A 19477-nucleotide genomic window follows, 5' to 3' on the forward strand; every position below is an offset into this window, starting at 1 on the left:
AGCGCGAAGCGTACCGCCGCTGTGCGACGAGGGGGACGATCCCTGCTGGCAAAAGAGGACCACCACGGTTTTTCAACGGGACAAGTATGCTCGTTAAATTATGTACAGTTGTGGTGTATTTGCTACAAAGACGATCGAAAAGATCCGCGCCATCCGGCGTTCGAGTTCGTCTCATAAAAAGGGCCGCTAAAGGTGCAACTTTAGCGGCCTGAACAGAGGCGCTGCCCGACCCTGCTTAAGGTCACTCGGGCCCCGCTGGTTCTAGTATACCCCATGTGATGCGTATCTATAGCGTGTTTTCTCAACAAGATAACACCACGTACGAGACGTTGATTATCAAAGCCACTGCAACGCTTCCCATACTGATCGCAACGCGTTGCGCTGAGTCCGGGAATGAACTCCCCTGTAGGCCGGATGGGCCGGCCCGGAGAGGAGGCCGGCCATGTGCGCCGCGAAGAAGGGCAAGCCGCCGACCGAGAGGGCCTACGGCAGGCTGACGATGCTCGAGAGGAAGGACATCGAGAGGGCGCTCGGGCGCGGGGAGCCGTGCCGCAAGATCGCCCGCGGGCTCGGCCGCAGCCCCTCGACGGTGAAGCGCGAGGTCGACCGGCACCGCTTCGTCACCTCGCCCAAGTCCCTGCGCGGCGAGCCGGCGCCCGAGGACCTCGGCGGCGCCTGCCCGAAGCTCGGGGCGTGGCCGCGGTGCTGCAACGGCTGCAGCCACAAGGGCGGCTACGGCTGCAGCAGGAAACCGAAGGTCGCCTACGTCGCGAAGTGGGCGCAGGCGACGGCCGACGCGGAGCTCTCGGAGAGCCGCTCCGGCATCGACGAGACCGAGGAGTCCGCTGAGGCGAAGCTGAGGGCCCTGCGCGAGGGGACCGGGCGCGGGCTGTCGCCCGCCCAGATAGCGCTCATGGGCGGCCCGCCCGCGAGCACGGGCTACCGTTGGATCGACCGGGGCTACGCCGAGATGACCAACCTGGGGAACCTGCGCCGCAAGACCGGCTACAGGCTGTGCAAGAAGCGCAAGAGGGCCGTGACGCGGCACTCGCCCTCCAGGTCGCACGCGGCGTTCCTCGCGCTCGGCGAGGACGCGTGCGCCGCGGCGTGGGAGATGGACACGGTCGAGGGCTCCGCCGCCGACTCCGCGCGGCTGCTCACCGTCCTGCACAGGCCGAGCCGGTTCCAGGCGGCGCTGCTGATCCCGGACGGGACGTGCGGGTCGGTGCTCGCCGCGCTGCGATCGCTCTCCGAGGCGCTCGGCGGCCCGGCGGCCATGCGGCGCGTGTTCGGAACCGTGCTCACCGACAACGGCTCCGAGTTCGCCGACGAGGCCGCCATCGGCGCCGTCCTCGGAGAGCGCCCGGGCGAGGTGAGGCTTTTCTACTGCGACCCGAGGCAGTCGCAGCAGAAGGGCGCCTGCGAGAGGAACCACGTCGAGATAAGGAAGATGCTGCCGAAGGTGTCCGGCATCAGGTTCGACCTGCTCACGGGGGCCGACGTGTCGCTCGCCATGAGCCACGTCAACTCCGAGCCCAGGGGCGCGCTCGCATGGGGCAGGCCCGTCGACGCGCTCGAGGCCGCCTTCGGCGACGACGCACGCGCGCTCATGGCGGCGCTCGGCGTCGAGGCCGTCGGGATCGACGCGATAGACCTCACGCCGGGGCTCGTGGGGCGCGCCCGCGAGGAGAGGGGCGACCCGCCGCTGACCGGGTAGGCTCCGGGGACAACCCAAGGTGCGCGGGCCCGTTGCGCTGAGTCCGGACCGACGGCGCGGCGGGCCGGCGGAGCATGGTCCGAACCCAGCGCAACGCCTTTCCCCACAACCACCTCAACTGCGGGAAGGGTGCAGGGGGAGCGCCAAGGGAGGCCCCTCCGCGTTGCGCTGACTGCGGAAACGCGGAGGGGCTCGGATGTGTTGCATTAAGGTTGGTACTCAACCCACCACGTACGAGAGATTCAGAGCGGACCCGCGATCCCAGGCGGATCGCGGGTCCGCTCGTCAGTCGTCGCTACGCCTGGCTTGCGTACATGCCCGCGATATAACCGGACGTCTGGACCTTGCCGATGCCGTGCACGTGGTGGCCGCCAGCAGACTCGCCGCAAGCAAACAGGCCATCGATCGGCGTTCCGTCGATCCTCAGCACCTGGCGATGGGCGTCGGTGCGCAGACCGGTCAGGCAGTCATGCAGAATCGGCGTCGCCCAAGCGGCGTAGAACGGACCCGTCTCGATCTTGGCAGTCAGCGTCTCCGGATCACGACCGTAGACCTCGTCCGTGCCCGCATCAACGGAGGCGTTGTAGGCCTCGACCTCCTTGACCAGTGTAGCGGGGTCAACTTTAACGTCCTCGTAATACTTGTTAACGATGGCCGCTGCAAGGTCTTCGATCGTATCGGCCTTGAAGAAGTAACCGTTCTCGATGTCGACGTTGGGGTAGTCGCAATTCCAGCCGTTCGCCTCAGCCGTCGCACTGTCAAAGATGGCCCAGATCGGGCCGCCGACGCGCTCGGTGCCCAGGTCGGTCGTGATGACAGCACTGCCCATGGCATCGGCATAGAAGTCGTACTTATCGGCGTCTTTGCCCTTGAGGCTCATATTCTCGTCGTGGAAGCGCGCGCCGAGCATGTTGACGAAGATGATGCCGTTCACATCGGCAAGGCGCAGGCCCACGCCTCCGGCCAGCGGAAACACCTGGCTGCCCGTCTCCCATGCGAGGTTCTGGTAGCCGTAGCGAACGCCGATGTGCTTGTTTGCCGTAATGGGCGAGGCAGCCTGCACCGTCCAATTCGCCGTGTCGCCCAGGCCGGCGCCGATGGCCAGACCCGCGATTTCGCCCGATGCGTCCTGGAAGCTATACGGCTCGCCGGCAACGCCGTCGTACTCCTTCGTCCAGCGCGGGTCGAACATCGTGCGCCACTCAACGTTGCCCGTACCGCCACCCGTTGCGATGATGACGGCCTTCGATGCGCTGATAGCAAGAACCTCGGTTGTGTCCTGGATGTTCTCGTCAGCATGCTCGCCCACCAGTTCGGTGCCGTCAGGCAGCGTGCGCGGGTTGTAGCTCGCGCGAATGCCGACAACGCGGCCGGAGTCATCCACAACGAGGGCGTCCATGTGACGGTTCATCATGAAGTCGACGCCCTCCTTGCGCGCCGTCTCCTCGAACGGACGCGTCAGGGCGATACCGTTGTTGCCCGACTCCTTAGAGCCTGTGTCAATCTTGACGTAAGGGCTCGAGTCGGCCACAGCGCTACGCGGTACGGAGTCGGCCTCGTCACCCATGCCATTGACGGCGACGGTGCCCTCGGGGAACGACAGGCCCTTCGTCAGCATCCAGTCGAAGCACTCCGCCATGCGATCAGCGCACTCGCGCAGAATGGCGCGATCGTTGAAGCGCGTATTGATGTATGCGGGGTTGGTGTGGTCAAGATAGTACTGGTCAGGCGAATCCTCGACGCCCGAGTCCTTCTGCAGCTTCGTGCCGCCACCGGAGTGCGTGATGCCGCCGGAGACAGCCGCGTGACCACCGGTGTCGTAGTTGGCGTCGATGCACAGGACCTTTAACCCCTCGTCGTTGCACTTAAGCGCCGCGAGCAGGCCCGCGGCACCCGCGCCGCACACGACGATGTCGTACTCGTAATCCCAGGCGTCAGGAACGTCGTTCTCGGACGCCTTGGCAAACATCGGCGCCAAGCCGGCCGAAGCCGCGATGCCAGCTCCCGCCAGAGCCGCGCCCGTCACGAAATTCCGCCTCGTGATATCCCCCGAGATCTTGCCCTCCATTAGAAATCCCCCCTTACTTGGGCCGTATGCGGGCGCCCCCATGCGCCCCCAGGCCAGCTATGGGAGCATGCCTCCATAGCTTGCGCACAATCATAGTCCGCGCGACGGAGAAATCAATGGCAGTTAACTGCGGGCTCGCAGCCTGGAAAGAGGAGTACCCCGAGGTCTATGCCAAGACGATCCAGGGCATCCCGATGGGCTGCCCGGCGACTCCGAACCGGCATCGGCGCCACGTGCGTGTTCCTGGCAAGTCCCAGCGCCAAGTACATCTCTAGCGAGACGCTCACGCTCCAGGGCGGCAGCGGCCTGCGCCCGTAAGGCGAGACGAGCCTGCCGGCCGGGCCCTCTAGAAGCTCGCGTAGACGAACTGCGGGGGCTCAGCCATGCCGGAGAACACCGTGAACCACACAAGCAGGGCCACCATGCCCGCGGCCGCCACGCACCCGCCCAGTGCCGCAAGCCGCGAGTGCGCCACGCCAAAGCGCACGACGGCCTGAGCAGCGGCATGCAGTGGCCGCCGCTCCTTCTTCTTGGCACCCGGGTGGCGGGTCGCGGAGACCGGCTTGCGGGGCTGCGGGCCAGACGCGTCCCGCACCGTCGCGTCCCCCGCGCCCGCAGCCGTCCCCATCTTCTTCTCGCGATCCTCGCTCATAGCGCGCTCAGCCCCTCCGCCGTCCCGTAGCCGTCGCCGCCACCAAGGAACGCGTCGTCCCAGTCGTGCGCGAAGTCGTAGAACGACTGCTCGATGCGCACCCAGCCCACCCAGCCGGGGTGCACGGTGTCGCACAGGAAGTACTTCTCGTACTCGCAGCTCGAGAAGTCGGCATACGCGACGTCCTGGGCGACACACATATCGCGTACTCGCTGGTAGAACACCGCGCGCGTCGTCGCGTCCACGCCCTGCTTGTCGTACCACGCCCCGTGCAGCGGCAAGATGACGAGCAGTGGCTCGAGTCGGGACTCCTTACACACCTGGACGAAACAGGTTAGGTCGTCATACTCGGAGTCCGCCTCGGCAAAGTTCTGGTGCTGCTCCGGGGCATACCCCTTGTTCTTTTCCCAATATTTGTCGTAGATGCCGTACTCGTTGGACGTCGTCGCGGCGGCGCCGTCAGCCTGCGCCTGGCTCAGCAGGTCATTCCAGTGCGGCTCACCCGTCCACGTCCCCTTCTGCTTGAAGCCGTTCTTGCGCGGCGCTTGCTCGATGACGTGCGGCAGCTTCGTACGGTTGCGCATCTCCGCCGTCGTAGTGAACGCAAGGTCGTTGATGGCGTCGAGCAGCGTGTCGCAATTGGCCGCCGCCAGCTTGTCGGCATCGATGCCCAACGTGGACAGTCGGCCACGCACGTAGGCACGCGTCTCGTCAGAGAGCAGCGGGTTGCGGCAGAACCCCCGGTAGAGCAGGTAGGAGAACTTCGAGGGCAGCTTCTTTTGGTCGCCGCCGCCCTTGAAGAACCACTGGGGACTCACGATGATCGCGACCTTGCGGTTCTTGACGCGGTAGCCGTAAGCGCCCGCGGCGATGGCGTGCCACAGCGACTGGTCGTACGCCTCTCCGATGAATGTCATGTCGACGCCGGTGACGTTCTCGCCGAACACGACCTGGGGGCACTGCCGCACCAGGCTCTTAGAGATATAGAACTCCGACGAGCCGAACGTCAGGTAGCCGTCAGCGCTCATGTTCGTCAGCGTGAAGTCGACGTTCTCGGACTTGGGGCCCGAGTAGACGTAGTCGTAGAGGCGCAGGTTGTCGGCCTGCCCCTGCGAGGGCAGCCCCCAACGGTCCAGCGCGCCCAGGCCGCCGGCCGCCAGGGCAAGCCCGGCCGCCGCGCCCAGAAAGACGCGCCGCCCCATGACGGGACCGCGATCCTCGGAAGCCACTCTGTCCTCACCAGTCGGCACGTCCGTCCCCTGTTCCTATAGCCGCTGCTCGATCTGGTAGACGATGAGGTTCACCGTGTTCATCTCGCTGCGCTCGACCTCGGTCGGCGCGATGGAGACGCCGAACTCGTCCTCGATGCGCACGAGCAGCTCGATGGCGCCCATGGAGTCGAGGAATCCCAACTCGAACAGGTCCTCGTCGAGGTGGTCGCGCACCTCATCGTCATCGCAGATGTCCTCGAGCAGGTCGAGCACTCGCCCGAGCAGCTCGTCGTGCGTCAGCTTGTCGCCAGCCATATCCCAGTTCCCTTCCACTTTCCTATCCCAGGTGCAGCATCGTCGCCATCTGGCCCGAAAAGATGGCCAAACCGATGACGACGAGCTGCAGCGTCACGAACCACGACACGACGCGGTACCACACGCTGCGGTGGTGCCGCTTGTAAAACGCCCGCTTCTCGAAGCCCTCAGTGCCCGCCAGCAGCAGGCCGTGATAGAGCCCGTAGACGAGATAGCCCGGCACGAGGCCGTGCCACACGCCCATGACCAGCATGTTGAGTACGAGGCCCACCTGGGCGCAGCGCAGGTTGCTCTTGAACCAGTGGTGCCGCAGCGCCGTGCGCGAGAAGCGCATGAACACGAAGTCGCGCAGCCAAAACGACAGCGTCATGTTCCAGCGGTTCCAGAAGTCCTTGAGATCGGTCGCCAGAAACGGCGCATGGAAGTTGCGCGGCACGCGGACGCCGAAGCAGTAGCCCGCGCCCATCGCCATGAAGCCGGCGCCGGCGAAGTCGAAGAACAGGTAGAGCGCGTAGGCGTAGGCGCACCTCACCTGGGCGAGCAGCTCCGTGCCGAGTGGGCCGCTCCCCCACGCCTGGGGCGCGTACCCCTTGTGGCAGATCGGCGCGAGCACCATGGCGTACACCATGCCGAGCAGCACGAGCAAGATGCCGCGTCCCAGCAGACCCGCGTACTCGTCGCGGCTCGGCACGCGCTCGATGTCAGCGAGGAAGCGGCGGCTGCGATCGATGGGGCCGGAGGTGAACACGGGGAAGAACAGCATGAACGCCAGGTAGTCGCGCACGCGCATGCGCTGCACAAGGCCGTCGTGCGTCTCGATGAGCACCTGGAGCGCCTTGAACGTGAGGTAGGAGATGCCCATGAAGCCCAGGATGCCCGCGCCACCGGCGTCGGAGGGCGCGCCGGCCGGCGAAGCCGAGGTCGCCAGCGACGCAGAGCCTCCTGCAGCGATCAGGCCAAGCAGGCTCGGGACGTCGACGCTCAGGCCCAGCGAGTGCGTCAGCTTATAGGTGACGAGCGGCAGCAGGACGAGCACGAGGCCCGCGTAGAAGCGCGGCCGGGAGTCAGGCCTGGCGAACAGGACGTACGTCGCAGCGAGCGAGAGCGTCAGGAACAGCAGAAACGCCAGGCCGCCCGCCACGTCGCCCCAGAACAGCAGCGCGATGAAGACGACGGAGACCACGAGGCCGTACGTGCACAGCGGCCGCTCGCGAAGACCGAGCCAGGCCGCGCCCACGACAGCGACGGCCAGCAGCACGAAGAAGCTGGGGTCGAGGTAGAACGCCATGGCGGGCTCACCGGGTCGGGTGTGCGGCAGGGGCCTGCGCGTCGGATGCAGCCTTCGAGTCGGCGACGCCCTCAGCCCTGCGCGTCTCGCGGTCGGCAGCCCCCTGCACCCCACGGTCGGCAGTCCCGCGCGCCCCGCGGTCGGCGGCTAGCAGCTTGCGGTCGACCTTGCCGTTCGGCGTCATCGGCAGCTCGTCCATGATGGCGACCTTGCGCGGAATCATGTAGGGCGGCAGCCTCTTCGCCAGCTCGTCCTTGATGTGGCGGGCGATCGCGAAGTCGTTCTCGCACGCGCCGTCGGCCGCGACCAGCGACGCGCGAGCGCCCGGGCGCAGCGCCACGCAGGCCCGCAGGTGCGTGATGCGCCCGTCCCTGCTCACGGGCACGACGGCCACCTGCTCGACGATCGGCAGCTGTGCGATGTTCTCCTCGACGTCGCCCAGCTCAATGCGGAAGCCGTTGAGCTTGATGAGCGAGTCGGCGCGCCCGCCGTAGTGAAGCGTGCCGTCCGCATCAAGAAAGCCCAGGTCACCGGTGCGATAGGCGCGTAGCGTGCGCCCGTGGCCCGCGCCCGTCTGCACGCTCGCGCCCGCAGGCTCCTCCATCTCGAAGAACGCCGCGCGGGTCTTCTCCTTGTTGCGGTAGTAACCCTTGGCGACCGACGGACCTGCGATGACGATCTCGCCTTCCTCGCCCGCTGGGCACGGCTCGCCCGTCTCACGGTCGAGCACGCGCAGCGTGACACCGGGACGGGGCCGGCCGACGGGCAGCGGCGTCGGGTCGTCGAGCATCGCGTCGGTGACCTCGCAGTATGTCACGGCAACCGTAGCCTCCGTCGGCCCATACGTGTTGGCAATGACGGCGTTGGGGAAGCGGCGACGCAGCTCGCGGGCCGTGTTGTGGTGCAGTGTCTCGCCGCAGAACAGGAAGAGCCCCACGCTGGGCAGTAGCTCGGCGGAAAAGCTCTTGTCCGCCAGGCACATGTCGGCAAACGACGGCGTCGAGACCCACACCTCGACGCCGGATGCGGCCAGGCTCTCGAAAAGGCTGCCCATGTGCACAAGCGTCTCGCGATTGACGGCGTGCAGCGTGCCGCCCGTGGACAGGGCCCCGACGAGCTCGTACTCCGACAGGTCGAACGAGTAGGGCGGCTGGTCGAGGAAGGCGCACCGCCCCCGCCGAATCACGGGCAGCGTGCCCAGCCACGCCATGAGGTGGGCCACGTTGTCGGCCGAGACCTCGATGCCCTTGGGGCGACCCGTCGAGCCCGAGGTGAAGATGATGTACTGCGTCTGGTCGCCGCACACCCACAGCGCAGGGTCAGGCACGGTGTCGCACGAGACTCCCGCAGCGTCCAGCCCCTCAAGCTGGGGGCGCACGTCGATGCGGTGGCTCGTGGGGATGGCATCGGCCACGACCTGCGGCACGTCCTCAGTCGCCAGCAGCAGCGGGTCGCCGAGCTGGCCAACGATATCGAGCAGGCGCGAAGCTGGCATCTCGGTGTCGACGGGCACGAAGGCGTGACCGCTCTTGAGGCACCCGAGGAAGCTCGCGGCCATGAGCGGGGACTTATGACCGAGCACGACGACAGGCAGGCGATCCCGCGTGCAATCGAGCAGCAGATGGGCAATGCGATTCGATACGCCGGCAAGCGCGCGATACGTCAGTGTGGGATACCCTTGCGACACAACAGCCGACTGTTCCGGCATGCGCGCGGCCATCTTCTCGAACTGCGCGACGAAACCGTGGCTCGCATCCATATGCATCTGCGCGCCCACGCTCGCAGCCAGTCCGGTCGCACCCGCCCGCTCTCCCATCGCCCATCCCCTCCAACCCAAGGTCACGGCGTCGGCAAGCGTGCAGCGCACCCGCGCGTCTGTCGGCAGCTTCGCGGCCCGTTTCTGCCCCGCAAAACCTTTCCGAAAACAGCAGAGGGCATACTTGCAGAACTGAAGCGAGGTAACCCCACGTTCACCCTGGTTTAACAGAAATACTATCAAACCTATCAGAATCAAGGCACTAAATGCAAGCATATTAGGGGCATTAATGTCATCGACATGACACATGCCGGCCTCCTACCAAGTTGGCAGCGTGGCCGGGTCGTTCCTCAGATTATCTGAAACGAAAAGCGACCCGACCACCCCCTCGCGGGTAGTCGGGCCGCCGTTGTTTGGGATCTGCGCTTACGGCGCGTCCCCAAGCCAGAGTGCAGACGCCGTTACGCCTGTGCCATCTCGCGGCCGGCGATGCGCCCGAACGTCAGGGCGTCAGCAATGGAGCTGCCCGAGCCGGGATACTCGCCGAAGATGCCGCATGCGGAGCGCCCCGCTGCATACAAGCCGGGAATGGGAGCACCCGCGAGGTCGATGACCTGGGCGCGAGCGTTAATCTTGAGGCCGCCGAGCGTGTGGAACGAGCAGTTTCGTGAGCTCGTGTCCATGGCGGAGAACGGTGGTGTCGCGATCGGGCGCAGCATGCTGGCGCTCTTGTGGAAGTCGGTATCCTCGCCCGATTCGACAAGCTCGTTGTAGCGCTCGACGGAGCGCACCACGTTGTCGACCGGCAGGCCGATCTGCGCCGCAAGCTCCTCGACTGTGTCCGCCTGAGCGACCGGCTCAAGGTTCGCGCCAAACGCCGACGCACGGATTCCCTGGAGCATCTCGTCATCGACGATAGTGAGGCACGTCTCGGGCGTCGTCTCGATGATCGTGCGGCCTGTCCACGCACCGTAGTCGTCCTCGGCAAGGATGCGCAGGCCGCGATAGTCAAGCAGCACACCGGCGGCCAGGTCGGCGTACAGGTAGAGCGCCTGGCTGTAGTTCATGCGCGACATGGAGCGCGTGGCGGCGCCGATGCGCTGTGCCATGACGATGCCGTCACCCAGGTCGTTCTCGCAGCCGGTCCGACCGCCACAGTACGTGGTGTCCGCACCGTAGTCCGCCAGCATCATGTCGTTGTACGTGAACGCGCCGGCGCAGATGACAACGCCCTTCTTCGCGCCGATCCTCTGGGTAGTCCCGTCGGCCCCCTGAGCCTCGACGCCGACCACACGACCCGTCTCGTCGGTCACCAGCGCGGTGGCTGCCATCTCGTAGAGAACGCCGCACGTCGCCTCGACGTTGGCCTCGAGCGCCTCGAACAGGCCGACGGAGGCGCCGTCGGGCGTGTGGCCGCGCGGGGCAGGCTGTGCGATGGAGGCGTACTCGAACGCCCGCTCGTTGCCGGAGTAAAACAGGCTGATGCCGTCGTGCTTGCCCTGGATGTGGTTCTCCGTGTCGGCGACGCCCGTGAAGACCATGCCCTGGGCGACGCACCAGTCGTACAGGTCGATGGAGGCCGCGCAGTAGGCGGCGAGGTTGTCGGGGTCGGCGCTGGGGCCTGCGGCGGCCGTGACGTACGTCGCCATGGCCTCGGGCGTGTCGTCAATGCCGAGCTCCTTCTGCAGTGCGGTACCGCCACCCATGTAGATCGTGCCGCCCGAGCGCAGCGTCGAGCCGCCACCGCGCGCCGCCTTCTCCAGGACGCAAACGCTCGCGCCGGCCGCCTGCGCCTCGATGGCCGCAGCCGCGCCGGCCGCACCCAGGCCGATGACGACGACGTCATACTCGCTCGCCCACGTCGGCGAGCCCGTCTCAGCGGCGAAGGTGGACGAGGTCGCCACCGTCCCCGCAGCCGTCGCAAGCGCCGCAGCGGCCACGAAACCCCGACGCGAAACGCCCGCCGCCGATGTGGCACCGCCCTGCATGTGATTCATCGTTCGTTCCATGGCAGATCCCCTTTCTTTCGACAAGATACGTACGAAGAACCCGGCGAATTACGCAAACACCCATGAAGCTAGTTACCCTTTTCATCCTTCTCTACTTAAAATATAAGCTAACTTATTTAGCTATATTCATTGTATATACGTAGAAATGACTATACGTAAACTATAATTTACGTCTTCATTTTTCTGCTCATAAGAATAGTTGCCATGGGCAGCAACCTGGCACAGCAAGTAGGCACACGCGTCCACAGGGCGCGCGAAGAGGCGGGTATCACAAAGGCCCGCTTCTGCCTCATGGTGGGCATCAGCCGCCCCTACCTCGACAAGATCGAAGCCGGCGAAGCAAACATCACGCTGCGCATCCTTGAGAAAGTCGCCCAAAGCCTCGACCTTCCCGTAGCGGCCCTCGTCACCGAGGAATAGCGCCGCCGCCTCTTATCATCTCGAGAGATCGCCCGATTCGGGCAGGCTAAGGGGATGATCCATGTCCTCGAACACGCACGGGCCCGAGTCCAACCTCATCACAAGCATGCAAGTTCGAATCCCCGCCGCCGCAGGTAAGACGAGGACGCCCGCACCAACCAACACTAAAACTAGCAAATCAATATGCCGCACTGAAGTCAGGAGCCGCCGCACTAGGGTTTGGAATCTTGGCCTCACATTTGTACGTCTCTTGTCAATATCATGTCGCGCATCCTCCCGCCTCGCCTGTGGTATACTCCACAGTTGAGCGGGGCCCGCAACCCCAAAAAACCTAGCTCAGGGGCGGGCGACGCCTGGTTTGGCTGTTAGTCCTGGCAGGGGCTAACAGCCTTTTTCATCCAGCGTGTCCGTGACTTCGGCTTTGCTGCTTCCGCCGTCAGAGAGACCGGCATCTGTAGCTCCGCCTCGTGCCTTGAACCTCCTCACTAGCTTCTTGGCCGCCGCTGCCACACGATGCACAACGTCGATCACAACGCGAAGCGCAGAGCACAACTCGTAGATGAGCCGTACCAAGTCGAGAATGTTCATGGGGCTCCCCCTCTCTCATTCGAGACGAAAGGCGTCGCCCAGCGGACCCCGCTCGCGCCCCAGCGTACCGCAGGGCTTTCGACAGAAGGTTGACGGCAATCTGACAGCGTCCTGACAGGCTATCCCGCCCCTGTGCAATCACGGCGCAGAGGCCCCTCTCCCCCTTGACCTTGAGCATGCTTCAGGCCGTATGATGCGGCGACATTTGCTGGAGAAGGAGAGAGGACACCCCGCCTATGAGCACCCCCGACGCCAACACGCCGCTCGGCCCCGACTACCTCGGCCACGCCATCCCCAAGCTCGGCTTCGGCCTCATGCGCCTGCCCAAGCTCGGCGACGCGCCTGACGCACCCATCGACGTCGAGCAGACGAGCCAGATGGTCGACGAGTTCCTCGCCGCCGGCTACACGTACTTCGACACGGCCCGCGCCTACGAGGGCAGCGAGGCCGCCATCAAGCAGGCGCTCGTCGACCGCCATCCGCGTGAGAGCTACCAGCTCGCCACGAAGCTGTTCGCTGGCATGGCCCCCGACGCCGAGGGCGCCAAGCAGTTCTTCTACACGTCGCTCGACACGACGGGTGCAGGCTACTTCGACTTCTACCTGCTGCACAATCTCGGCGACGCGCGCACGGCCGTCTACGAGAACTACGGCATGTGGGACTTTGCCGCCGACCTCAAGCGCCAGGGCCTCATCCGCCACCTTGGCTTCTCGATGCATGCCACTGCCGACCAGCTCGACGCCGTACTGACGGCTCACCCCGAGGCGGAGTTCGTCCAGCTGCAGATCAACTACGCCGACTGGGACGACGTTCAGAACCAGAGCCGCCTGTGCTACGAGACGGCCCTGAAGCACGGCAAGCCCGTCATCATCATGGAGCCGGTCAAGGGCGGCCTGCTCGCAAACCCACCGCAGGTCGTGGCCGACGTCTTTAAGCAGGCCGACGCAAGTGCCTCCTGCGCGAGCTGGGCGCTGCGCTACGCCGCCAGCCTGCCGGGCATCGTGACCGTGCTCTCGGGCATGAGCAACCTGGCACAGCTGCGCGACAACCTGGCGACGTTCAAGGACTTCAAGCCGCTCGACGAGGCCGGCCGCGCCGTCGTTGCCCAGGCCCAGGCCGCCATGGCGTCCATCGACACCGTCCCGTGCACGAACTGTCGCTACTGCACGAAAGGCTGCCCACAGGAGCTTCCGATCCCCAACCTGCTTTCTGTGCTTAACGAGTACCGCATCTACGGTGACCTCGAGGGCGCCAAGCGCAGCTACGGCTGGCAGTCTCGTCCAGGCAAGGCGTCAGCGTGCATCCAGTGCGGCGCATGCGAGAACGTGTGCCCGCAGCACCTCCCGATCATCGAGCACCTCGAGGAGTGCGCGAGCCTGTTCGAGGAGTAAGCGGCCCGGCGGGCCCGGCCGGTGCCTCTCGCGCCCGCCGGGCCACCCGCCCGTCCCGACCGCCCGCCGGGCCACCCGCGCACCGCCTCGTCAAGTGCGGGCTGACTCGCGTGTCTTTTCGCGGCTGCGCCCCGTGCGCGGAATATCTCCCTGCGGTTTTGGCGTTCAGGTTGCTGAAAGGCCGTTATCAGCCCGCACTCAACGTAGGGAGGTCAGGGTCCTGCGGCAGCGCGCTATCCCACAGGCTCCTCGTAGGTGGCGCCCGTTACTTCTTGGGCGATGGCGATGCACTGCGCTAGGTCGATCTTCGAGCCGCGCCACGTCGCCTCCGCCACCGCGATGCCGTCGAGACGGGCACCGCGCAGGTCACAGTCGGTGAAGCTCGCCCCTCGCGCCGTTGCCCGCGTGAGATCGCTACCGGTGAGATCGCAGCTCCTGAACGTGCAGTTCGTCAGGGAAACCTCGCGCAGGCGCACGTCGCGCAGCTCCTGATGGGCGAATTTGAGCCCCGCGAGGTTCGCATACGACCAATCTCCGCCGCGCACGGTCATCGCGGTGCAGCGGGCGCCAAGAATCTCGCAGCCCAGCATGCGGCAGTCCTTGAACAGCGCGTCAAAGAAATCAGCCTGCTTGAAAACGCACACGTTGAACGAGCAACCTGTCAGCGTGACGCTCTTGAACGTGCAGCCGATGAAAACGCACTTCTCGAACGTACACCCCCGCAGGTCACGCGCGTTGTCGAACGCCACGTCCCGGAAAGCGCACAGCCGAAACGTCAAGCCTGCCAGCGGTTCGTCAACCGTGTCGTCGGCATACATCTCGTTCTCGATGACGCGCCCCGCAGGCGTCTCAGGCTCATCCGCACCCAATTCCAGCTCGCCGGAATCCCAGAGCCGCGGCTGCTCGGATCCGGAATCCGTCGCATCCCCACGTATCGGCATGAACGTCAGCGACACCAGGTCCTCCTGCCCCGGGCACCGCCCGAAAGCGGCGCGCCCCTCGCCTCGTACGACCCCATAGCACATCCTGACCCAGGGTAGCAGACAGCTTGGACAGATATACAGACGCCACACGGTGCTCCCCGCCCCCGCCGCGGCCTCGCGCTCGATAGCCCTGCTGGGCGCCTACGCCTCGTAGACGACGTCGCCCATCGAGGTCGTGTCGTACATCGTGGGATCAAACTCGCTGCGGAAGGCGTCCGTGCGCAGGAGGTTCTTCGCGGCGCGGAGCAGCTCCGCCGTCTCGGGCGTGCGCACAACTGCCAGGTCAACAACTTCATCCTGCATCGGCAGGAAGTCCAGGCCTTCCATCTGTCGAAACGGCTTCTCGCTCGTGACGGCGACGTTGGCCATGCCACGCGCGACAAGCAAGGCCTGCGCAAACTCAGAGGTCACGACGCGATCGTAGCCCGCGATGTCGCTCGTTCGCGCCTCGAGGTAGGCCATCTTCTCGTCGAGCAGCACGCGCGCCGCAGCCCCGCGCTCGCGGTTGGCGATGCGCACGCCAGGCTCCAGCAGGTCTCCCCAACGATCGGGGCGCGGAGCCGCAGACGACCCCCGGCCCTGGCGTGGCACGGTAAAGCCGATGCGGCGGCGACACAGGCGAAACACGACGACAGACAAGCCGGGCAGCATTTCGCGAACATAGGGGATGTTGTAGCGCTCCTCGCCCTCCGACCAGAGGCTGATGGCGGCAGCGTGTACGGTGCCCAGGTACATTCGGGCTAGCGAGACATAGCCATTTGCCTGCGAGCGAAGCACCTTGACCCCTAGGCCTGCCACATAGTTGGCAAGCACGTCGCACGCCAAGTCCTGCCCGCCGAGCACGAGCGAGCCGCGCATCCACCCCGGAATCTCGTCGAGGACGTCAGGAAGCGCCGTCGGGACAACGTCGGGCGCAACCTGGCCCTCCCCGCCCGCGAGAGCGAGCGGCGGGATCGCGTTGCCAGCTGCTTCCCTTGCGCGCGCCAGCACGTCGTCGGAACGAAAGCGAATCTGTCGGCCGACACGATAGGACGGAATCGACCCCTCGCGCGCCAGCTTGTAGACCGTATTCTTGCTGAGGTGCAGCAGACGCATCACGTCTTCGACGCGCAGAGCCTCGCCCGGTCCCAGCGACAAGTCAGACAGGCTGTTCTCCTGCGCCCTGCTTCCCATCGCAATGCGTCCTTCCGCCAAAGCCCCGAAGCCAGAGATCCATCCCGCTCATAAGCATATGCGCTATTTTGCCATTTTGTATAGCTGATCTACACAAATTGAAGCGAGCTCCGCCGTCCAGCGCCGTTTCCCATGCCCCGCCAGCGTCGCTTCGTGACGATCCCATGCTCCATTTCTGAGCACGTTCATCCCATTTGGTGCAGCATGGTACCCATTGGTTCGTCGGCCGCTTGGCCGAGTAAACCCCAGCGCAGCCCTGGCATGCCCACGTATGATGGTCTCGTTCCGCATGCATCAAACAGCCCGCGCACATGTGGCGCGGCACATCCAGAAGGGATTCCGCCATGTTCAAGATTTCCGCTCGCAACCAGCTCGCCGGCACCATCTGCTGCGTCAAGGAGGGTGCCGTCAACGGCGTCGTCGCCATCGACCTCGGCTGCACGAAGGTCAAGGCCGACATCACGATGGAGGCCATCAAGGAGCTCGGCCTCAAGGAGGGCGTGAAGGCCACGGCCATCATCAAGGCCTCCAACGTCATGTTCGCCAAGGGCACCGATCGCCTGCCCATCTCGGCGCGCAACCAGTTCTCCGGCAAGATCACGAAGGTCGTCAAGGGCGCCGTTAACGGCCACGTGTCGCTGACCACCCCCTGCGGCCAGGTCATCTCCGGCTCCATCACCAACGAGGCCATCGACGACCTCGGCCTGGTCGAGGGCGCCGAGGCCACGGCCATCGTGAAGTCCACCGACGTGCTCGTGGGCATCGAGGAGTAAGCACTCACTAGCACGCTACTCCGTGCGGGGCGAATATCCCCGTCGCAGGACAAGCATCGCAGAGGGACGTCGTGCAAACCGCGCGGCGCCCCTCTTTTGTATGCGCGGCACCCGTTGCTGGCCAGAAATCCAGCTTGTGAACTCTCTCCCATCCCCCGGCCAGTCCGCACGCCGCAGGCCCCAACGTTTCCGCAGGTGGCAATCCCGCCCGACCGGGCGCGCCGCGAGAGCACCCATACACGGTAGCGTTTCCTGGCCGCAGACCAACGTCCCGCGTGCAAAGGCGCCCCCCTGGCAGCAGGATCTATCCTCCGAGAAGCGCGCGTGCGCCAGCTGAGCAGCAAATCCCACGACGCCCAGCCTCCGCCTCAGCGGTCGCTCGCCCAAGCAACCCCGCCAATTGCGCCCTCGTGAGGTATGCTGTCCCAAACGCAAGCATCGTGACACCTCGGAGTCCGCACGATCTCCCCGCGTTGTCCCCCGAGCAAGGAGGCGCTCAATGAGCGAGCCCGCAACGGCATGCGCGCAGCCAGCAAGTTCAGGCACGAGCTTGGAGCCGTCCTTGCCTCCCCTCGCGCAGGCGCCCTCTGACGGGGGCCCCGCACCCGCTGACGCGGCACCGCAGACGATCCAGGTGCTCAGCCGCGCGCTCGACATCATCGAGGCGCTGGCATATGCGCGAGGCGGCATGGCGCTTGCTCCGCTCGCGCGAGCGACAGGCCTCAGCAAGTCGACATGCCATCGCATCCTGCAGACGCTTGTCGAGCGGGGCTATGCCGAGCGTACGCTCGACGGCACGTACGCCGTGGGACACCAGATGTTTGACACCCTGAGTCGCCACATCGACTCGCTCGAGCTCCAGACCGAGGCCAAGCCGCACATGGCAGCGCTTCAAAGGGCAACGAACCTGACTGTCTACCTGGGCATTCGAGACGGACCGTTCATCTCCATCATCGAGCGGGCTGCAACGGATCGCTCCGACGAGGTGTTTACGCAGGTGGGCCGGCGCTATCCCGCGCACTGCTCGTCCATGGGAAAGTGCCTGATGGCCTGCCTGCCCAGCGATGAGCTCGAAAAGGTCCTCTACGGCTTTGACCTCGAGGCCTTCACGCCCAACACCATCACGGACAAGGCCGCGTTCCGTCTCCACCTGCGGAAAGTGCGCGCGCAGGGCTGGGCCACCGACATCGAAGAGTCAGCGTTGAATCACCGCTGCGCAGCCGCGCCCGTCTTTGACTATCGCGGCGAGGCGATCGCCGTCGTCGGCGTCAGCGGAACCAACGACGAGCTGCCCGACGAGGGACTCGACAAGATCATCGGTCAAGTCGTCCTCGCCGGGCAGCGCATCTCGGCGGCTATGGGCTATCGGGCATAGGGCAGGCGCCCAAGCGCGACGTTACTTTGCGGCCGCCGCCGACACGCCCGCAATGCGACCGGTGTTGAGCGTCCCCTGCAGGCAGGTGCCGGAGCCGGGGTAGTACGGGCCCAGCCAACCCGCGCTGTTGGCACCCGCTGCGAACAGATGCGGAATGGGCTCGCCCTGGCGATCAATCACGGCGCAGTCTTCGTTGATGCGCAGGCCACCGATGGCACCGATGTTCGTGTGGACGATCTTGTAGGCGAAGAATGGCGCCTCGTCGAGCGGCACGAGTTGCTTCACGCGCCCGTAAGCCACGTCCTCGCCGGCTTCGCAGCCCGCGTTCCAGGCCTCGACGGTGGCAGCGAGGTTGCTGGCCGGCACGCCCATGGCCTCCGCGAGCTCCTCGATGGAGTCGGCCTGCAGCAGGGTTCCGTCAGCCACCGCAGCCTCGCGGGCCTCGGCGCCACCCTCGATGGCGTCCGACCAGGGGCTCTGCTGCTCCATCTTCGTCATCTTGGCGTCCAGGACCATCCACGTGCAGCCGTCGAAGCCGCCCTCCTGCATGGCAGAGTTGAAGCACGAGCGCATATGGAACGCGTAGGTCGTGTCTTCGCGCACGAAGCGGTTGCCGCGCATGCTCACAAAGATGGCCGGCATCTCGGGATTCGTGTTGTTCGTGCAGCTGCCCGTTGCGAGAATGAGGTCAACGCAGCCTCCGACGCGCCCCATGTCAGCGCCCGCAGCGAGGCCCATGACGATGCCGTCGCCCGTGTCGTTGGGAGAGGTGACGACCGACTGCGTCATGAGGTCCCAGTAGTGCTGCGGGTTGTAGCGCTTGGCGAGCTCCTCGTTGTGCTCGATGCCCGCCATGGCCAGCACGACGCCGCTCAGGGCGTGGTATGCCTTGCCGTCGGCCGTCATGACGCCCACGACGCCGTTCTCGCCATCGACGACGAGCGAAGAAGCCGCCGTGCCCGTGAGGATCTGGCCACCCTTCTCCGTGACGGCAGTCTCGGCCTTCGTCGTCCACACAACGCCGCCCGTCGAGGTCGGGTCGTCGGCGTCAGCGATGATGTGGATGCGGTCGGCGATGTTCTCCTCGGGCTGGTAAGGCGTGGGCAGCGGGCCAAACACGCGGCTGTACGTGATGCCGAAGCTGTCGGCCATCCACTGGAGGTTGTCGGCGGCGTTGTCGGCCATCTGGCGCACGAGCTTCTCGTCGCACAGGCCCTCGGCGTCCGTCATCCAGAACGCAAAGTGCTTGTCGGCGTTGTCGTCCTCGACGTTGATCTTGCCGAGCTCCTTCTGCCACGTCGTGCCCGACGCCTGGATGGCGCCCTCGGCCGTCGCGGTCGTGCCGCCACAGAAGTCACCCTTCTCGAGCACGATGACCGTGGCACCCTGCTCGAGCGCCGCGTAGGCAGCCGTGAGGCCAGCGCCGCCCGCTCCGCACACCACAACGTCGGCCTCGCCGTCCCAGCTGGCGGGCACCTCCGACGTCGACTCGGCTGCCATCGAGGGATGAGCGCCCGTAGCAGCAAGGCCCGCGGCAGCGAGACCGGCCAGACCCAGGGCGCCGGCGGAGACGAAGCTGCGGCGCGTCACGTCGTTCTGCATGGTAGAAACCCCTTTCCCCTGCACGCCCCTTCGGCGTACGTTGGCAGGGATTATGCAGACTGCGACATCCCGGCAAAATCGGCCGATTCCACGTCGCACACCAATCGTTCCACGATGCGGAACGCCCGAGCGCACGAGCCCCGCCTCCGCCCGCAA

Annotated in this window: 17 protein-coding genes; 6 read left to right on the forward strand and 11 right to left on the reverse strand. The window is 65.7% G+C overall.

Features of this window, described 5'->3' with window-relative positions; all coding sequences use genetic code 11:
- Positions 1–442: 442 nt before the first annotated feature.
- Entirely contained in the window at positions 443–1717 is a 1275-nt protein-coding gene (locus KHZ24_06570; protein MBS5450862.1) for an IS30 family transposase, read from the forward strand.
- Between the two features lie 295 nt (positions 1718–2012).
- Here KHZ24_06570 and KHZ24_06575 read toward each other — a convergent pair whose 3' ends face one another.
- Positions 2013–3785 (reverse strand): FAD-dependent oxidoreductase, encoded by a 1773-nt coding sequence (locus KHZ24_06575; protein ID MBS5450863.1) that lies wholly within the window; start codon positions 3783–3785, stop codon positions 2013–2015.
- Between the two features lie 116 nt (positions 3786–3901).
- On the opposite strand from KHZ24_06575, the gene KHZ24_06580 reads away from it, so the two are divergent.
- Positions 3902–4060 (forward strand): hypothetical protein, encoded by a 159-nt coding sequence (locus tag KHZ24_06580; protein ID MBS5450864.1) that lies wholly within the window; start codon positions 3902–3904, stop codon positions 4058–4060.
- A 71-nt stretch (positions 4061–4131) separates the two neighbouring features.
- Here KHZ24_06580 and KHZ24_06585 read toward each other — a convergent pair whose 3' ends face one another.
- From KHZ24_06585 to KHZ24_06610, 6 genes are all read right to left on the reverse strand, one after another.
- The gene (locus KHZ24_06585) at positions 4132–4437 is read right to left on the reverse strand and encodes a hypothetical protein (GenBank protein ID MBS5450865.1); all 306 of its coding nucleotides are present in this window, start codon (positions 4435–4437) and stop codon (positions 4132–4134) included.
- Complete coding sequence (dltD, locus tag KHZ24_06590; protein ID MBS5450866.1) at positions 4434–5639, reverse strand: D-alanyl-lipoteichoic acid biosynthesis protein DltD; 1206 nt, start codon at positions 5637–5639, stop codon at positions 4434–4436. Before dltD ends, KHZ24_06585 begins: the two co-directional genes overlap by 4 nt.
- Before the next feature lie 63 nt (positions 5640–5702).
- Positions 5703–5963, reverse strand: a complete 261-nt coding sequence (gene dltC / locus KHZ24_06595) for a D-alanine--poly(phosphoribitol) ligase subunit DltC (protein ID MBS5450867.1) — start codon at positions 5961–5963, stop codon at positions 5703–5705.
- 22 nt (positions 5964–5985) lie between these two features.
- Positions 5986–7251: a D-alanyl-lipoteichoic acid biosynthesis protein DltB gene (gene dltB, locus KHZ24_06600; GenBank protein MBS5450868.1), complete on the reverse strand. Its 1266-nt coding sequence runs from the start codon at positions 7249–7251 to the stop codon at positions 5986–5988.
- A 7-nt stretch (positions 7252–7258) separates the two neighbouring features.
- The gene (dltA, locus tag KHZ24_06605) at positions 7259–9010 is read right to left on the reverse strand and encodes a D-alanine--poly(phosphoribitol) ligase subunit DltA (GenBank protein ID MBS5450869.1); all 1752 of its coding nucleotides are present in this window, start codon (positions 9008–9010) and stop codon (positions 7259–7261) included.
- Positions 9011–9468: 458 nt separating this feature from the next.
- On the reverse strand, positions 9469–11016 hold the full coding sequence (locus KHZ24_06610) for an FAD-dependent oxidoreductase (protein MBS5450870.1): 1548 nt from the start codon (positions 11014–11016) through the stop codon (positions 9469–9471).
- A gap of 204 nt (positions 11017–11220) precedes the next feature.
- Between KHZ24_06610 and KHZ24_06615 the strand changes: the two genes are divergently transcribed.
- Positions 11221–11436: a helix-turn-helix transcriptional regulator gene (locus tag KHZ24_06615; protein ID MBS5450871.1), complete on the forward strand. Its 216-nt coding sequence runs from the start codon at positions 11221–11223 to the stop codon at positions 11434–11436.
- Positions 11437–11817: 381 nt separating this feature from the next.
- Here the strand turns inward: KHZ24_06615 and KHZ24_06620 are convergent, their stop codons facing one another.
- A complete protein-coding gene (locus KHZ24_06620) occupies positions 11818–12024 on the reverse strand; it encodes a hypothetical protein (protein MBS5450872.1) in 207 nt (68 codons plus the stop codon).
- Between the two features lie 236 nt (positions 12025–12260).
- Here KHZ24_06620 and KHZ24_06625 point away from each other — a divergent pair, with 236 nt between their 5' ends.
- A complete protein-coding gene (locus KHZ24_06625; GenBank protein ID MBS5450873.1) occupies positions 12261–13415 on the forward strand; it encodes an aldo/keto reductase in 1155 nt (384 codons plus the stop codon).
- 233 nt (positions 13416–13648) lie between these two features.
- Here KHZ24_06625 and KHZ24_06630 read toward each other — a convergent pair whose 3' ends face one another.
- Positions 13649–14371, reverse strand: a complete 723-nt coding sequence (locus KHZ24_06630; protein ID MBS5450874.1) for a pentapeptide repeat-containing protein — start codon at positions 14369–14371, stop codon at positions 13649–13651.
- Between the two features lie 168 nt (positions 14372–14539).
- Complete coding sequence (locus tag KHZ24_06635; protein ID MBS5450875.1) at positions 14540–15571, reverse strand: helix-turn-helix transcriptional regulator; 1032 nt, start codon at positions 15569–15571, stop codon at positions 14540–14542.
- A gap of 344 nt (positions 15572–15915) precedes the next feature.
- Here KHZ24_06635 and KHZ24_06640 point away from each other — a divergent pair, with 344 nt between their 5' ends.
- Together KHZ24_06640 and KHZ24_06645 are read left to right on the forward strand one after the other, a co-directional pair.
- Positions 15916–16344 (forward strand): TOBE domain-containing protein, encoded by a 429-nt coding sequence (locus KHZ24_06640; GenBank protein MBS5450876.1) that lies wholly within the window; start codon positions 15916–15918, stop codon positions 16342–16344.
- Between the two features lie 499 nt (positions 16345–16843).
- Positions 16844–17719 (forward strand): IclR family transcriptional regulator, encoded by an 876-nt coding sequence (locus KHZ24_06645; protein MBS5450877.1) that lies wholly within the window; start codon positions 16844–16846, stop codon positions 17717–17719.
- A 21-nt stretch (positions 17720–17740) separates the two neighbouring features.
- Here KHZ24_06645 and KHZ24_06650 read toward each other — a convergent pair whose 3' ends face one another.
- The gene (locus KHZ24_06650; protein MBS5450878.1) at positions 17741–19321 is read right to left on the reverse strand and encodes an FAD-dependent oxidoreductase; all 1581 of its coding nucleotides are present in this window, start codon (positions 19319–19321) and stop codon (positions 17741–17743) included.
- Positions 19322–19477: the final 156 nt, after the last annotated feature.

Source organism: Coriobacteriia bacterium, from assembly GCA_018368455.1.
In the GTDB taxonomy this organism is placed as follows: Bacteria; Actinomycetota; Coriobacteriia; order Coriobacteriales; family UMGS124; genus JAGZEG01.

Bases quoted from the DNA above. Each gene is read 5' to 3' on its own strand.
- dltC (MBS5450867.1), bottom strand. From the start codon at position 5,963: ATGGCTGGCGACAAGCTGACGCACGACGAGCTGCTCGGGCGAGTGCTC.
- KHZ24_06580 (MBS5450864.1), top strand. From the start codon at position 3,902: ATGGCAGTTAACTGCGGGCTCGCAGCCTGGAAAGAGGAGTACCCCGAG.
- KHZ24_06650 (MBS5450878.1), bottom strand. From the start codon at position 19,321: ATGCAGAACGACGTGACGCGCCGCAGCTTCGTCTCCGCCGGCGCCCTG.
- dltA (MBS5450869.1), bottom strand. From the start codon at position 9,010: ATGGATGCGAGCCACGGTTTCGTCGCGCAGTTCGAGAAGATGGCCGCG.
- KHZ24_06570 (MBS5450862.1), top strand. From the start codon at position 443: ATGTGCGCCGCGAAGAAGGGCAAGCCGCCGACCGAGAGGGCCTACGGC.
- KHZ24_06635 (MBS5450875.1), bottom strand. From the start codon at position 15,571: ATGGGAAGCAGGGCGCAGGAGAACAGCCTGTCTGACTTGTCGCTGGGA.
- dltD (MBS5450866.1), bottom strand. From the start codon at position 5,639: ATGGGGCGGCGCGTCTTTCTGGGCGCGGCGGCCGGGCTTGCCCTGGCG.
- KHZ24_06610 (MBS5450870.1), bottom strand. From the start codon at position 11,016: ATGGAACGAACGATGAATCACATGCAGGGCGGTGCCACATCGGCGGCG.
- KHZ24_06575 (MBS5450863.1), bottom strand. From the start codon at position 3,785: ATGGAGGGCAAGATCTCGGGGGATATCACGAGGCGGAATTTCGTGACG.
- KHZ24_06640 (MBS5450876.1), top strand. From the start codon at position 15,916: ATGTTCAAGATTTCCGCTCGCAACCAGCTCGCCGGCACCATCTGCTGC.
- KHZ24_06620 (MBS5450872.1), bottom strand. From the start codon at position 12,024: ATGAACATTCTCGACTTGGTACGGCTCATCTACGAGTTGTGCTCTGCG.
- KHZ24_06585 (MBS5450865.1), bottom strand. From the start codon at position 4,437: ATGAGCGAGGATCGCGAGAAGAAGATGGGGACGGCTGCGGGCGCGGGG.
- dltB (MBS5450868.1), bottom strand. From the start codon at position 7,251: ATGGCGTTCTACCTCGACCCCAGCTTCTTCGTGCTGCTGGCCGTCGCT.
- KHZ24_06615 (MBS5450871.1), top strand. From the start codon at position 11,221: ATGGGCAGCAACCTGGCACAGCAAGTAGGCACACGCGTCCACAGGGCG.
- KHZ24_06645 (MBS5450877.1), top strand. From the start codon at position 16,844: ATGAGCGAGCCCGCAACGGCATGCGCGCAGCCAGCAAGTTCAGGCACG.
- KHZ24_06625 (MBS5450873.1), top strand. From the start codon at position 12,261: ATGAGCACCCCCGACGCCAACACGCCGCTCGGCCCCGACTACCTCGGC.